At 57.6% G+C, this 15,164-nt stretch carries 13 protein-coding genes; 9 read left to right on the top strand and 4 right to left on the bottom strand.

The window, feature by feature from the left end; genetic code table 11:
• Window positions 1-42: 42 nt before the first annotated feature.
• Window positions 43-2,217, bottom strand: a complete 2,175-nt coding sequence (gene fhuE / locus KFZ77_RS07375) for a ferric-rhodotorulic acid/ferric-coprogen receptor FhuE (RefSeq protein WP_264385858.1) — start codon at window positions 2,215-2,217, stop codon at window positions 43-45.
• 339 nt (window positions 2,218-2,556) lie between these two features.
• On the opposite strand from fhuE, the gene hinT reads away from it, so the two are divergent.
• The 8 genes from hinT to KFZ77_RS07415 all read left to right on the top strand — a co-directional run bounded on the left by hinT (window position 2,557) and on the right by KFZ77_RS07415 (window position 8,669).
• Window positions 2,557-2,916 carry a purine nucleoside phosphoramidase gene (gene hinT / locus KFZ77_RS07380; protein ID WP_031519979.1) on the top strand — a complete coding sequence of 120 codons (360 nt, stop codon included), beginning with the start codon at window positions 2,557-2,559 and terminating at the stop codon, window positions 2,914-2,916.
• Between the two features lies 1 nt (window position 2,917).
• The gene (locus KFZ77_RS07385) at window positions 2,918-3,292 is read left to right on the top strand and encodes a YcfL family protein (protein WP_035890898.1); all 375 of its coding nucleotides are present in this window, start codon (window positions 2,918-2,920) and stop codon (window positions 3,290-3,292) included.
• A gap of 55 nt (window positions 3,293-3,347) precedes the next feature.
• Entirely contained in the window at window positions 3,348-3,956 is a 609-nt protein-coding gene (gene lpoB, locus KFZ77_RS07390; protein ID WP_390901335.1) for a penicillin-binding protein activator LpoB, read from the top strand.
• Entirely contained in the window at window positions 3,934-4,758 is an 825-nt protein-coding gene (gene thiK / locus KFZ77_RS07395) for a thiamine kinase (protein ID WP_031519974.1), read from the top strand. Before lpoB ends, thiK begins: the two co-directional genes overlap by 23 nt.
• Window positions 4,759-4,773: 15 nt before the next feature.
• Window positions 4,774-5,799, top strand: coding sequence for a beta-N-acetylhexosaminidase (nagZ, locus tag KFZ77_RS07400; protein ID WP_264385859.1), 1,026 nt, complete (start codon window positions 4,774-4,776; stop codon window positions 5,797-5,799).
• Between the two features lie 38 nt (window positions 5,800-5,837).
• Entirely contained in the window at window positions 5,838-6,380 is a 543-nt protein-coding gene (gene ycfP / locus KFZ77_RS07405; RefSeq protein ID WP_264385860.1) for an alpha/beta hydrolase YcfP, read from the top strand.
• A 253-nt stretch (window positions 6,381-6,633) separates the two neighbouring features.
• Window positions 6,634-7,938, top strand: a complete 1,305-nt coding sequence (locus tag KFZ77_RS07410; protein WP_264385861.1) for an NAD(P)/FAD-dependent oxidoreductase — start codon at window positions 6,634-6,636, stop codon at window positions 7,936-7,938.
• A 191-nt stretch (window positions 7,939-8,129) separates the two neighbouring features.
• Complete coding sequence (locus tag KFZ77_RS07415; protein ID WP_031519967.1) at window positions 8,130-8,669, top strand: glycine zipper 2TM domain-containing protein; 540 nt, start codon at window positions 8,130-8,132, stop codon at window positions 8,667-8,669.
• Between the two features lie 667 nt (window positions 8,670-9,336).
• On the opposite strand, the gene KFZ77_RS07420 is transcribed toward KFZ77_RS07415, so the two are convergent.
• Window positions 9,337-9,984, bottom strand: coding sequence for a TetR/AcrR family transcriptional regulator (locus tag KFZ77_RS07420; protein ID WP_264385862.1), 648 nt, complete (start codon window positions 9,982-9,984; stop codon window positions 9,337-9,339).
• Between the two features lie 243 nt (window positions 9,985-10,227).
• On the opposite strand from KFZ77_RS07420, the gene bhsA reads away from it, so the two are divergent.
• Window positions 10,228-10,485 (top strand): multiple stress resistance protein BhsA, encoded by a 258-nt coding sequence (bhsA, locus tag KFZ77_RS07425; RefSeq protein WP_031519963.1) that lies wholly within the window; start codon window positions 10,228-10,230, stop codon window positions 10,483-10,485.
• A 66-nt stretch (window positions 10,486-10,551) separates the two neighbouring features.
• Here the strand turns inward: bhsA and ldtC are convergent, their stop codons facing one another.
• Together ldtC and mfd are read right to left on the bottom strand one after the other, a co-directional pair.
• Window positions 10,552-11,523 carry a L,D-transpeptidase LdtC gene (ldtC, locus tag KFZ77_RS07430; protein WP_264385863.1) on the bottom strand — a complete coding sequence of 324 codons (972 nt, stop codon included), beginning with the start codon at window positions 11,521-11,523 and terminating at the stop codon, window positions 10,552-10,554.
• Between the two features lie 143 nt (window positions 11,524-11,666).
• Entirely contained in the window at window positions 11,667-15,113 is a 3,447-nt protein-coding gene (mfd, locus tag KFZ77_RS07435; protein ID WP_264385864.1) for a transcription-repair coupling factor, read from the bottom strand.
• Window positions 15,114-15,164: the final 51 nt, after the last annotated feature.

Raw genomic sequence — 15,164 nt, forward strand, 5'->3', positions numbered from 1 at the left:
AAAGGGAACCATCAGGCTCCCTTAATTCGTTACGCGGTACTATCAGAAACTGTAGTTCGCGGTCAGCGAGAAGTTACGCGGCGCGCCGTAGATATAAGACTGGCCCACGTTAGTGTCGTACTTTTTATCCAGCAGGTTGTTCAGATTCGCCTGGACAGAAAGCTCTTTGGTGACCTGATAACGACCGAACAGATTTACCAGTGCATAGCTACCCTGATCGGCGCGGAACGTGCCGAAGCCAGTGCTGACATAAGAATAGGTATGGTTCTGCCAGTTCACGCCACCACCCAGCGTCAGATCCTGCAGCATCGGCAGGCGATAGCTGGTAAACAACTTCACGCTGGTACGCGGCAGGTCGGCATTAACCGCCTTACCTTCGCTGTCTGTAGCAACGTAGCGGGTGGCACCAAAGGTCATCTGCCAGTTATCGGTCAGTGCGCCGTTAACTTCCAGCTCAACGCCTTTGCTCACTGTGCCATCTTCGCCGCGATAAGCTGTTTCGTTAGAAGAGCCCGGGATCGGCTGACCAATGCTGACGCCAAGGTTATCCTGCTCAATGCGGAACACTGCCAGGGAGGTCGTGAGACGGCTGTTCATCCAGTCAGATTTCACACCCAGTTCATAGTTTTTACCGGTAATAGGTGCCAGATATTTTCCGCTGATGTCGCGCACGGTCTGCGGCTGGAAAATAGAGGTATAGCTGGCGTAGGTTGACCAGTTATCGTTGATGTCCAACACCAGCCCGGCATACGGCGTGGTGTTATTTTTTTCCATATGCTCCGTCAGCGTGTCCGTACTCCATTTGGTGTAACGGGCACCCACAATAAGATGCAGCGGATCGGCCAGAGAGATACGCGTTGCGGTATAGGCAGATTTGATGTGGATCTTATCTTCCTGCGCCAGGGCGAGGTCGCCCCAGTTGGTTTCCGGGATGTTACCGTTGTAATTGCCGAAATTGCCAACTTCATCAGCGTAAATGTTTGCCCAGGAGTTCAGGTAACGGTTGTGCTGTTTACTGTAGTTCGCACCCACCATCAGCTGATGTTCACGACCGAGAAGCTCGTAAGGCCCGCTGGCGTACAGGTCTAAGGCATCCACTTTACGCTTGCCGGTGTTGTAGCCGGTACCGCCCACCATATAACCTGGCCCGTAAATGCTATCCAGATTGCCGGTCGACTCATCCAGTACGGCGTCAATATACGAGGTGCGGCCGTCAAGTTTGGTTTCGGTATGCGTGCCGTTCAGGGTCGCTTCCCAGTTGTTATCGAAACGCTGCTTCAGCGTCACAAAGACCTTATTCATGTCTTTGTCATTGTAAGCCCAGTCAGGTGCGGTGCTGCGGCTGCGATCGTAGCGAATAGCGCCGCCATTCGTATTCCAGCGCGGCAGGCCGCCCCAGGTCGGGCTGTTGACATTGACCTGCTGGTATTCATAGCCTACAGACAGGCTGGTTGCATCGGTCAGATCGGTATCAAGTACCCCGTAGAAGAATTTTTTCTGCTGGTTATAGCGGTCGAGCCAGCTATCATTATCCTGGTAACCGGTCACAACACGACCACGAATACGTCCGTCTCCTGTCAGCGGTGACTGTACGTCCACTACGTAGCGCTGCTTATTCCAGCTGCCATACTCTGCAGAGACATTGCCTTTGAATTCACGGCTGTCAGCGTGCTTACGTACCATATTGATGGATGCAGACGGATTACCCGCTCCGCTCATCAGGCCGGTAGCGCCACGTACCACTTCGATGCGCTCAAGCAATGCGGTATCCGACTGCGCATCGCCCAGATTCCAGCGCGACTCGAAGTAGGTAGGAATACCGTCAACCATATAGTTATCGATCTCAAACCCGCGCGAATAATATGAAACGCGGTCAGAGTCGGCCTGATTTGCGGTAATACCCGTGGTGTTAGACAGTACATCGCCCAGCGTATTCAACTGCTGGTCCTTCATACGCTGCTCGCTGATGATGCTCACCGACTGCGGGATGTCGCGCTGAATCAATGACATTTTGGTACCGGCGCTGGTCACCTTGACGCTGTAATCCTGAGAGTTATCAGCTGGAGCGCTGGCAGACGTCGCATCCACCACAATCGTATCGTTAGGTGCCGCGAATACCGCCTGGCTGGTCAGCGCGGCGGCAATGCTTAATGCGAGCAGGGAAGGAAGGTGCGACGCCGGCGACGAGCCACGAACGCGGGTTGCTTCAAAAGCCATGTTTTACCCTTAAGAAGAAGGATGCTGTGCATCTGGTTATTAAATTGCGATTCTCTTCTGAGGCGTCTGCTGCTGATGAATAGATATCGCGAATAACTGAATGAACTTTCCGGTGTCAATAAAAATGAGAACTATAATCATTAGTCTTACCGCTGTAAACAAATGTAAGAGCTGTAACAGCAACAACGGCGGAGATTAACGTCAGAGTGAATTAGCCAGAGCGGTAATCAGAACACCCGCAAACAGTAAGCGCAGGCCATATAAAGAAAAACCGGTCAAAGGTTGAAAGGACTGGATTATCTCGCTCATACTCTATGGATTACAAAAGAGGGATTACACATGGCCGAAGAAACGATTTTCAGTAAAATTATCCGCCGCGAAATTCCCGCGGACGTGGTTTATCAGGACGAGCTGGTCACCGCTTTTCGCGATATCTCCCCGCAGGCACCCACGCACATTCTTATCGTTCCAAACGTACTCATTCCCACAGTGAATGATGTCACCGCCGATCACGAGCAGGCGCTGGGCCGGCTGTTCACCGTGGCAGCAAAAATTGCCCGCGACGAAGGGATTGATGAAGACGGCTATCGTCTGATCATGAACTGCAACCGTCACGGCGGACAGGAGGTTTACCACATCCATATGCATCTGGTGGGTGGCCGCGCGCTGGGTCCAATGCTGTCTCACAAAGGGCTGTGATATGACGCCTGCACGCCTCGTCGCGCTGTTGTTTGCTCTGACGCTGGCCGGTTGCGGCTCGTCGCCGCAGATCCCGGTGAATGAGGATCAGACGCTGGTGCTGGAGTCAGCCGTGCTGGCAGCAGGCATTACGGCGGAAAAACCGGAGTATTCCAGCGAAAATATTACCCCCTCTGCGTCATCCAGAATTTACAATGAAAGAGATAAACCGGTAACGGTGAGCTATCGTTTTTACTGGTATGACGCTAAAGGGCTGGAAATGCACCCGCTTGAAGCCCCCCGCACCGTGACCATTCCGGCGCATTCAGGGGTATCCGTCTTTGCCAGCTCCCACTATCTGGGCGCGCGGAAAGTCCGGCTTTATCTTTATCTCTAAGAGGTGAAACTTGATCAGGGAATTACGTCGTTATGCGCTACTGACTACGGTAGCGATGTTTTTATCGGGATGTATTATGCAGGGCGAACAGCAGCCTGCGCCGGTCGATCAGGCGGGCCCCGGCACTGCCCAACCACAGCCGCCGCAGCAGACGCTGCCTGGCGTGCCTGAGATCCCGCCGGTGCCGTCTCAGCCGGGTCCGATCACCGAACAGCCGCAGCCGACCACTCCGGAACCGAAGGTGCGTCACTACGACTGGAACGGGGCGATGCAGCCGATGGTTGGCAAAATGCTCCAGGCCGACGGCGTGAACGCGGGCAGCGTACTGCTGGTGGATAGCGTCAACAACCGTACCAACGGCTCGCTGCAGAGCGGTCCGGCGACCGAAGCGCTGCACGGCGCGCTCGGGAATAACGGCAAGTTTACCCTGGTCTCCGCGCAGCAGCTGGCGCAGGCCAAACAGCAGCTCGGCCTCTCCGCTCAGGACAGCCTCGGCTCGCGCAGTAAAGCCATTGGTATTGCCCGCAACGTGGGCGCGCAGTACGTGCTGTACAGCAGCGCGACTGGCAACGTCAACGCCCCGACGCTGCAGATGCAGCTGATGCTGGTACAAACCGGCGAAATCATCTGGTCAGGTAAAGGTGCAGTACAACAAACCCAGTGATGCATCGCTGGATGCGTTTTTGACACGACACTTTCCGGCGGCGCAAGCCGCCGGTTCGCTATCTGCGCTCCGGGGATTAAGCGGCAGCAGCGTGCTGGTGGACACCCCGCAGGGCCAGCGTCTGGTGCGGCAGCGCAATGCCAGTCTCGTCACCCGTGCCGCATTCGCGCGCCAGTACCGGGCGCTGCGCCAGCTGCCTGCCGACATCGCGCCGCACGTCTGGTGCCGCGAGGGGGACTGGCTGATGCTCGATTATCTGCCGGGCGAGGTGAAAACCTCGCTCCCCCCCGTGCCGCAACTCGCCGCGTTACTGTATCATCTGCACCGGCAACCCCGCTTCGGCTGGCGTATCACGCTGCTGCCGCTGCTGCAAAACTACTGGCAGACCAGTGCTCCGCAGCGGCGAACGCTGTTCTGGCTACGCCGCCTGCGCGCGCTGGCGCGGCAGGGGGAACCCAGGCCGCTACGCCTCAGGCCGCTGCATATGGATGTTCATCCCGGCAATCTGGTGTGGCAGGGCGATACGCCGCGCCTGATTGACTGGGAATACGCCGGCGACGGCGATGTCGCGCTGGAGCTGGCGGCGGTGTGGGCCGACGCGTCAGTGCGTGATGCGCTGACGCAACACTATGCGCAGCTAAGCGGTATCGATGCCTCTGCGCTGCGCAGCCAGGTGCGCCGCTGGCAGCCGTGGGTAGAGATGCTGATAGCTGGCTGGTACGAACAGCGCTTTCAGCAGACGCAGGAACAACAATTTATCGCCCTCGCGGATGAGGCCTGGAGCCAGGCGCGGGCGAGGTAACAGAGAGAGGTGGATGTGGGTCCGGTAATGTTGGATGTGGCAGGCTTTGAGCTGGATGCCGAAGAGCGTGAAATTTTACATCATCCGCTGGTGGGCGGGCTGATCCTGTTTACCCGTAACTATCACGATCCGGCGCAGCTGCGTGAGCTGGTACGTCAGATCCGTGCCGCGTCGCGCCATCGTCTGGTGATCGCCGTGGATCAGGAGGGCGGGCGCGTCCAGCGTTTCCGCGAGGGGTTTACGCGTCTGCCTGCCGCGCAGTCATTCGCGGCGCTGCTGGGCGCGGAAGAGGGAGGGCGGCTGGCGCACGAAGCCGGCTGGCTGATGGCCTGCGAAATGATTGCCCAGGACATCGACATCAGCTTCGCCCCGGTGCTTGACGTCGGCCATATCAGCGCCGCTATCGGCGAGCGCGCCTGGCATGATGAACCCGCTCAGGCGCTGGCGATGGCAACGCGTTTTATCGATGGCATGCATGAAGCCGGGATGAAAACCACCGGCAAGCATTTCCCAGGCCACGGCGCGGTGACGGCGGATTCACACAAAGAGACGCCCGTCGATCCGCGCCCGCTGGATACCATCCGCCGCCACGATATGTCGATATTTACGCGTCTGATCAGCGACAACAAGCTCGATGCGATTATGCCGGCCCACGTTATTTATCCGGAAGCCGATGCGCGCCCGGCCAGCGGTTCGCCGTACTGGCTGCAAACCATTCTGCGTAACGAACTGGGGTTCAACGGCGTGATCTTCTCTGACGATCTGTCGATGGAAGGGGCGGCGGTGATGGGCAGCTATGCCGAGCGTGGTCAGGCGTCGCTGGACGCGGGTTGCGATATGATCCTCGTCTGCAATAATCGTAAGGGTGCGGTAAGCGTGCTGGATAACCTGTCGGCGATCAACGCTGAGCGTGTTACAAATTTGTATCATACCGGCTCATTTACCCGTCAGGAACTCATGTCGTCCCCGCGCTGGAAGGCGGCAAACGCAGCGCTGACGCAGCTGCATGAGCGCTGGGAAACGGCGAAGTCCACCCGGTGAAACCTGCCTGACGGCCCGGTTGATATGGTGAGGAAGCGATGATTATCTACTTACACGGTTTCGACTCGAACAGCCCCGGTAACCACGAGAAAGTGCTGCAGCTGCAGTTCATCGACCCGGACGTGCGGCTTATCAGCTACAGCACCCGGCATCCGAAGCACGACATGCAGCACCTGCTGCGCGAAGTGGACAAAATGCTTCAGCTCAATGTCGACGATCGCCCGCTGATCTGCGGCGTCGGGCTGGGCGGTTTCTGGGCCGAACGCATCGGCTTTCTGTGCGACATGCGCCAGGTGATCTTCAATCCGAATCTGTTTCCCGAGGAAAACATGGAGGGCAAGATCGACCGTCCGGAGGAGTATCTCAATATCGCGACCAAGTGCGTGGAAAACTTCCGTGAAAAGAATCGCGATCGCTGCATGACCATCCTTTCGCGCCAGGATGAGGCGCTCGATAGCCAGCGCACCGCCTCGCTGCTGCATCACTACTATGAAATTGTCTGGGATGAGGAGCAGGGCCACAAGTTCAAGAATATCTCGCCCCATCTGCAGCGTATTAAGGCGTTCAAAACCCTGGGCTAAGGCCTGGCGTGATCAACAACGGGTCAGCCCTGCGCTGGCCCGTTTCTTTTTTTGCCTCTCAGAAACTCCTTTTTAGTCTACTGTCTATCTTTTAAGCGATAATTATTGATGCACGTCAAATTTGGTATGACCAATGCACCTGACGTGCTATTCTCAACGGTGTTAACAAATTTAAGGTATCTAAACCATTGTTAATTCAGGGTTATTTTTATAACTTTAACTTAACAATTGGTTAATATTTTAGGGGGTCATGTTGACTACGCCATTAAAAAAGATCGTCATTGTTGGCGGCGGTGCCGGCGGGCTGGAGCTGGCAACCCAGCTCGGGCATAAGCTCGGTCGCAGTAAAAAAGCCAAAGTCACGCTGGTGGATCGCAACCACAGCCACCTGTGGAAACCGCTGCTGCACGAAGTGGCGACCGGTTCGCTGGATGAGGGCGTGGACGCGCTGAGCTATCTGGCGCATGCCCGCAATCACCACTTCCAGTTCCAGCTCGGTTCCGTCGTGGACATCAATCGCGAAAGCAAAACCCTCACCATCGCCGAGCTGCGCGATGAGAAGGGCGAACTGCTGGTCGCCGAACGCAAAATCCCTTACGACACGCTGGTTATGGCGCTGGGAAGTACCTCCAACGACTTCAACACGCCGGGCGTGAAAGAGCACTGCATTTTCCTCGATAACCCACACCAGGCGCGCCGCTTCCATCAGGAGATGCTCAACCTGTTCCTGAAGTACTCGGCTAACCTCGGCGCCAGCGGCAAAGTCAATATTGCTATCGTCGGCGGTGGCGCCACCGGGGTGGAGCTGTCCGCAGAGCTGCACAACGCGGTGAAACAGCTGCACAGCTACGGCTACAAAGGGCTGACCAACGAGGCGCTGAATGTGACGCTGGTGGAAGCGGGCGAGCGTATTCTGCCGGCGCTGCCGCCGCGTATCTCCAGCGCCGCGCATAACGAGCTGACCAAGCTAGGCGTGCGCGTGCTGACCAATACCATGGTGACCAGCGCGGATGAAGGTGGCCTGAACACCAAAGAGGGCGAGTACATCAAAGCCGATCTGATGGTGTGGGCTGCGGGTATCAAAGCGCCGGACTTTATGAAAGAGATTGGCGGCCTCGAAACCAACCGTATCAATCAGCTGGTGGTGGAGCCGACGCTGCAGACGACCCGCGATGCGGATATCTTCGCGATTGGCGACTGCGCCTCCTGCGCCCGTCCGGAAGGTGGCTTCGTGCCGCCGCGTGCGCAGGCTGCACACCAGATGGCGTCCTGCGCTCAGGCCAATATCCTGGCGCAGCTCAAAGGCAAGCCGCTGAAGTCTTACGTCTATAAAGACCACGGCTCGCTGGTGTCGCTCTCGAAGTTCTCTACCGTGGGCAGCCTGATGGGTAACCTGATGCGCGGTTCAATGATGGTGGAAGGGCGGATGGCGCGTATCGTCTACATCTCGCTCTACCGTATGCATCAGATCGCGCTGCACGGTTACATGAAAACCGGTCTGATGATGCTGGTTGGCAGCATCAACCGCGTGATCCGTCCGCGACTCAAGCTGCACTGACCGATAAGCCCTGTCCTGCAAAGGGCAGGGCTTAAAGCACAAAATCCCGCCTGGACTGCTGTGACGCATAGGAGTTCTCCTAAACGCGTCTTTTTCCACATATTCTCGCATTTTTACGCTTGTTTCTTATTTGCCACTACACCCTGTCGGTTGCAGAATGATGACCATTAGCGCAAGCAGGAGGTTCTGTTGTGAATAAATCAATGTTAGCCGGTATCGGCATCGGCGTAGCCGCCGCACTGGGGGTGGCTGCGGTCGCCAGCCTGAATGTGTTTGACCGTTCCCCGCAGTATGCGCAGGTGGTTTCCGCCACGCCAATTAAAGAGACCGTGAAGACGCCGCGTCAGGAGTGCCGCAACGTCACCGTCACCCATCGCCGCCCGGTGCAGGATGAGCACCGTATTGCGGGTTCCGTGCTGGGCGCCGTCGCGGGCGGGGTGATTGGTCATCAGTTCGGCGGTGGCCGCGGCAAAGATGTGGCAACCGTGGTCGGTGCGCTGGGAGGCGGCTATGCCGGTAACCAGGTGCAGGGCGCACTGCAGGAAGGCGACACCTACACCAGCACCCAGCAGCGCTGCAAAACAGTCTATGACAAGTCAGAAAAAATGCTGGGTTACGACGTGACCTACCGCATTGGCGAACAGCAGGGCAAAATCCGCATGGATAACGATCCCGGCTCGCAGATCCCGCTCGACAGCAATGGTCAGCTGATCCTGAATAAAAAAGCGTAAAAAAGACGTTCTCTGCATTCGCCCCTCTGTCGCTCAGGCTGCGGGGCGTTTTTTATGTATAAAGAAAAACCCTTACGCCTGGATGCCGGTGCGGCAGACGTAAGGGTTTTTGCACTCTGCGGCCAAAGTGCGCCGTTTAAATCAGACTGTGCTGGCGGAAAAGCAGGCATCCGGTGATCAGAACAGAAATAAAGGCAAAAATTACTGAACCACCACATAACAACCAGAGTCCAAATAACAATGTTATTACTATTAACACCTTAAATAATGGTAATAGCATAATCATTTCCATAATCCTTCTGCATGTGAATAGTCAAACTGCAAACCTTGTTGTCCGTAATGAAAGGCTAAAGCACCGCCAGACCCGGAACTTCAGGTGCCCTTGCTGCGGTTAATCTCGTCTTCCTGACGATATTCTTCCTGTCTCATCCTGAATAATGATTCGTTAGCAGTGAAATAATCATCAGCTGCTTAAAAGCATAGTTAACCATCAAAATATATTTAATAGGTTTTGGCGATTGTTGAGATAGCCTTAGGCTATCAAAAGGCTGGAGCCAGTCCAGAGGCGGGTTTACGGGCAAAAGCAGAAAGGGCACAAAAAATTCGTGCTCCGGTAGCGGAGCACGAAAGATAACTTCAGATTATCAATTCCCTGATGACTACAGGGTTAACGCGGGCGGTAAGCCTGGATCAGCTCGGGCAGAATATGCAGTGTGGTATCAGCGACCTTATGCAGGGTATCGAAACAGGCGCCTTCGCGCGCGCTGACCGACATGCCCTGCAGCAGGCAGGCTAAATAGCGTGCCAGACCCTGGGTGTCGCAGTCGCCGGGTAACTCACCCTGCTGCTGGCGCTCATCGAGGAAACGCACCAGCGTCTGCTCCTGCATCGCGTGACGTGCCTTAATGGTACAGGCGACCTGCTCAGACGAGGCGGCCAGCCCTGCTGAAGTGGTGATGATAAAGCAGCCCGCCGGCGTATCGTTGCTGGTAAAGCAGGTCGCGACCGCAGAGAAATAATCAGCCAGCGCCTGCGCCAGCGTTTTATCACTGCCGAACAGCTCGGCTTCCTGCCTTGCGGCAAAGCGGGCAATGTAGCGGTCGAGTACCGCGCGGAACAGCCCCTCTTTATTGGTGAACTCGGCATACAGCGTCGGCGCTTTCGCCCCGGTCGCTTCCACGAGGTCTGAGAGCGACGTCGCTTCGTAGCCGTGCTGCCAGAAGAGTGTCATGGCCTTATCAAGCGCGGCTTCCCTGTCGAACACTTTTGGTCGGCCACGGCTTTTTTTTGCGCATTGTGGTGCGTCAGTATTCATAGTGCCGTTAACCCCTGTTGATGATGTGTCATTCATTATTGCAAGTTTATCCGTCCGGTTCCAGCCTCAATTCCGGAAAATAATTGAGCGCTATCTATATGAATAAATTATCTTTTTGAATTTAATTAATGCTCATTATAAAATTAGGTTGACGTGTGACCACGATCACATCTATCATTTGTTTATCGATCGTTAAGTTAATTGATTAACGACATTCTTTCATCTGCAAAAAGGGTTACACACATGAAAACCATTACTGCTTTGTTTACTGCCGCGCTGTTAAGTTCACTTTCTTTCGCAAGCTTCGCTGCGGTAGAAGTTCAGTCCACCCCGGCGAATCAGCAGGCGGTTGGCACCATTTCCGCAACCGCAGGTACCAACCTGGGTTCACTGGAAGATCAGCTGGCACAGAAAGCTGAAGAGATGGGCGCAAGCTCCTTCCGCATCACCTCTGTGACCGGTCCGAATACCCTGCACGGCACCGCGGTTATCTATAAATAAGTAATTCGCCCGCTGTTTATGCCTGAAAAAAAGCCCTGCAATCGCAGGGCTTTTTTGTTTTCAGACTTAAATCGTCTGGTCAGGGCTTTCCGGGTGGTGGGCGGCAACGTCAGCCGGCATCCCTGAGCGCACCTCCATGGCATGTTCCATGGTCGCAGCGTCGGTGGCCGCATCGTCTTTAAAGGCTGTCATCGCCGCATTAAGCACGATCGGCAGAGTCTTCGGATCGTCTTCCAGCGTTTTCGACAGCGGCTGATGCACCTCCACCAGGCGACGTCCATCCGGCTCTACGGACGCTTTAATCGGCGTATTAATGATGTTGACCTTCGTGCCCGGTTTCACCGCGCTGAACAGGGCGGCAATATCGCCGTCGCGCAGACGAATGCAGCCCGAGCTGACGCGCATCCCGATACCGAAGTCGGCATTGGTGCCGTGGATCAGGTAGACGCCGCCGTAAGCCGCCAGGCGGATAGCGTGGTGCCCCATCGGGTTATCCGGCCCGGCGGGAACCACGGCGGGCAGATCGATGCCTTTCGCTTTATAGCGGGCGCGAATGTTCGCGGTCGGCGTCCAGGTCGGGTTAGCGCGCTTGTCCGAGATGGTGGTGACCATGGTTGGCGTCAGCGTGTCGCTGTCGAGCTGGCCGATGCCGATAGGGTAGACGGTCACCTGATTACTGCCCGGCGGATAGTAATAGAGGCGCAGCTCGGCGAGGTTAATCACAATCCCTTCGCGCGGCACGTCCGGCAGCAGCGTCTGTAACGGAATGGTCAGCACGCTACCAGCACGTGGCACATAGGGGTCAACGCCGGGGTTGGCCTGCAGCAGCGCCAGAAAACCGACGTTATATTTTTTGGCAATCGCTTCCAGCGAGCCGCCATCGTTTTCCACCACGTGATAAGCATTTTCTCCCACCAGACGGCTTCCGGTTGGCGGCAGCGGCCAGGTATTGGCCCGGGCGGGCAGGGCGCTTAAGGCTACTACCGCGGCCAGGGTTAATGTCGCCAGCCAGTGTGACGATCGCACAGTTTTCATCATGACCCTTATCTCCCAGAAAGATTGGGCTTAATTATTGTTTATAGAAGATAAATTATGGCGGGTGCCCGTGTAGGGAAATCCAGGCGCTTTGAAAGGGTTTGTAAAGGTGAAGCAGCGCACCCGCAGAACGGGTGCGCATCAGGTTACGCGGCGCGGTTTTCCGCCAGCTGGTTCATAAAGTTACGTACCCACTCCATGCGGGTTTTACGCTCGCTCAGATCCTGCATAAAGCGCAGACGGGTCGGGCCGTCGAGGCGGAAATGCTGCGGCTGCTTCTGCAACAGACCGATCAGCCACACCGGATCGACATGGTTTTTCTCCGCGAACTCAATGATGCCGCCTTTCTCATTGCCCTCGATCTTCCGTACGCCAAGCTGCTGGGCCTGCAACCGCAGATGGGCGATATCCAGCAGGTTGCGCGCCGCGTCCGGCAACAGCCCGAAGCGGTCGATCAGCTCCACCTTCAGCTCCTCCAGCTCCGCAGACTGCTTCGCGCTGGCGATGCGCTTGTAGAACGACAGGCGCGTATTGACGTCTGGAATGAAGTCCTCCGGCAGCAGGGCCGGCATCCGCAGCTCCACTTCAGTCTGGCTGCTGGTGAGATCCTCAAGCGACGGCTCGCGGCCCTCTTTCAGCGCGTCGACCGCATTTTCCAGCAGCTCCATATAGAGCGAGAAGCCGATGGTTTCCATCTGACCGCTCTGATCCTCACCCAACAGCTCACCGGCACCGCGAATTTCGAGGTCATGGGTCGCCAGCGCAAAGCCCGCGCCCAGATCTTCCAGCGAGGCGATGGCCTCAAGGCGTTTTTTGGCATCGCTGGTCATCGCTTTCGGATGCGGCGTCAGCAGCCAGGCGTATGCCTGGTGATGAGAGCGTCCGACGCGCCCGCGCAGCTGGTGGAGCTGCGCCAGCCCGAAGTGGTCGGCGCGCTCGATGATAATGGTGTTAGCGGTCGGGATATCGATCCCGGTTTCGATGATGGTGGTACACACCAGTACGTTAAAGCGCTGGTGGTGGAAATCATTCATCACCCGCTCCAGCTCGCGCTCGCGCATCTGGCCGTGACCGATAGCGATACGCGCTTCCGGCACCAGCGTCGCCAGCCGCTCGGCGGCTTTCTGGATGTTTTCCACGTCGTTAAACAGGTAGTAGACCTGACCGCCGCGCAGCACCTCACGCAGGATCGCCTCGCGCACCACCAGGTTATCGTACTCGCGCACGAAGGTTTTTACCGCCAGACGGCGAGCCGGCGGGGTAGCGATAATCGACAGATCGCGCATGCCGCTCATCGCCATATTGAGGGTACGCGGGATCGGCGTGGCGGTAAGAGTGAGGATATCCACATCGGCGCGCATCGCCTTGATCCGCTCCTTGTGGCGCACCCCGAAGCGGTGCTCCTCATCGACGATCAGCAGCCCCAGATCCTTCATCTTCACATCACTCTGCAGCAGCTTGTGGGTGCCGATAAGAATATCGACCTTGCCGTCGGCAGCCTGCTCCAGCACCTGCGCCTGCTCTTTGGCGCTGCGAAAACGCGACAGCAGCTCAATGCGCACCGGCCAGTTGGCGAAGCGGTCACGGAAGTTATCGAAGTGCTGCTGCGCCAGCAGCGTGGTCGGCACCAGCACCGCCACCTGCTTGTTATTCTCGATGGCGAGGAAAGTGGCGCGCATCGCCACTTCGGTTTTTCCGAAACCAACGTCGCCGCACACCAGCCGGTCCATTGCCAGCGGCTGGCACATGTCGCTCAGCACCGCATTGATGGCCTGGGCCTGGTCCGGTGTGGTTTCGAACGGGAAACCCTCGCAGAACAGGCGATACTGCTCTTTGTCATGCTTAAAGGCGAAGCCCGCTTTAGCCGCGCGCTGGGCGTAAATATCCAGCAGCTCGGCGGCCACGTCGCGCACTTTTTCCGCGGCTTTCTGCCGTGCGCGCGTCCAGGCATCGCTGCCGAGTTTATGCAGCGGCGCATTATCTTCCGCGCCACCGGCATAGCGGCTGATGAGGTGCAGGGACGACACCGGCACGTAGAGCTTTGCGTCGTTGGCATAGGTGAGCATCAGATACTCAGCGGTAATACCGCCCGCTTCAAGGGTGGTCAGCCCCGCATAGCGCCCGACGCCGTGCTCCAGATGCACCACCGGCTGGCCGGGGTGCAGCTCGGCGAGGTTGCGGATCAACGTATCCGGGTTGATGGTGCGGCGGCTCTCCTGGCGACGGCGCGTTACGCGCTCGCCCAGCAGATCGCTTTCGCAGATCAGCGCCAGGTTACGCAGGGTATCAATGTAGCCGCGCTCCGCCGCCCCGATCATCAGGAAACGGCCATTGCCCGTGGCTTCATCGAGGCGGTGAATGCGTTTCGGAGCCACCTTAATACGCGCCAGCAGTTCCCCCAGCGCCTCGCGGCGCCCCTCGCTTTCTACCGAGAACACCACCGGCCCGGTAAAGGATTCCAGGAACTGACGCAGGGCGTCCAGCGGTGATTTCTGCTGCGCCTGTACCGCCAGGTCCGGCAGCGTCTGATAGCCAAGATTGGTATGGGCGGCTTTCTCCGCCAGCGCCTCGTGCGCGAGGTGCATGCGCGGCCAGTGCTTCAGCTCGGCGAACAGCTCATCGGTACGCAGCCACAGCAGTTCCGGCGGCAGCAGCGGACGCATCGGGTCCACGCCACGGTTTTCGTAGCGCGCCCGGGCATCGCTCTGGAAACGCTCGGCGCTGGCTTCCAGCGCACCGGTGCTGACAAGCAGGGTATTTTTCGGCAGATAGCTGAACAGCGGCGGCAGCGGCTCGCTGAAGAACAGCGGCTGCCAGTACTCGATCCCGGCGGGCAGGGTGCCTTTGCTCACCTGCTGATAGATGTGCTCCGCGTCGCGCTTGACCTCAAAGCGGTCGCGCCACTGGCTGCGGAACAGTTCGATAGCCGCTTTGTCGGTAGGAAACTCGTGGGCGGGCAGCAGATTAATGGCCTCAACCTCTTCCAGCGTACGCTGGCTGTCGACGTCGAACAGGCGCAGGCTGTCGATCTCGTCATCAAAGAAGTCGATGCGGTAGGGCTGCTCGCTGCCCATCGGATAGAGATCGAGCAGCGCGCCGCGGGTGGCGTATTCGCCGTGTGCCATCACCTGATCAACGTGGCGGTAACCGGCCTGGTCGAGCTGGGCGCGCAGGCCGTCGCGCGACAGGCGCTGGCCCTTTTTCATCACCAGCGCGTGGCCGTGCAGATAGCTGTGCGGGCAGACGCGTTGCATCAGGGTGTTGACCGGCATGATCAGCACGCCGCGCTGCATCGTCGGCAGCTGATAGAGCGTCGACAGACGCGAGGAGATGATCTCCTGGTGCGGCGAGAAGCTGTCATAGGGCAGCGTTTCCCAGTCCGCCAGGTTCATCACCATGCTGTCGGTGAACTGCTGGATTTCGTCGTGCAGGCGCAGGGCGTTTTGCATGTCCGGGGCGATGAGGACCACCGGGCCGGCATGACGTTCGGCAATTTCCGCCACTTCGGTTGCGCAGGCTGCGCCGGTTAGCTGACCCAGCTGGCGCAGATCGCCGGCTTTCACTGGCAGGGAATAACGATATTGTTCAGGCATAGACGGTGTCAGGTTCTCGCTTGTTTTAGTTCGCGTGACGGAGAAGGCGGC

Source organism: Siccibacter colletis, from assembly GCF_025914095.1.
GTDB classification, from domain to species: Bacteria; Pseudomonadota; Gammaproteobacteria; order Enterobacterales; family Enterobacteriaceae; genus Siccibacter; species Siccibacter colletis.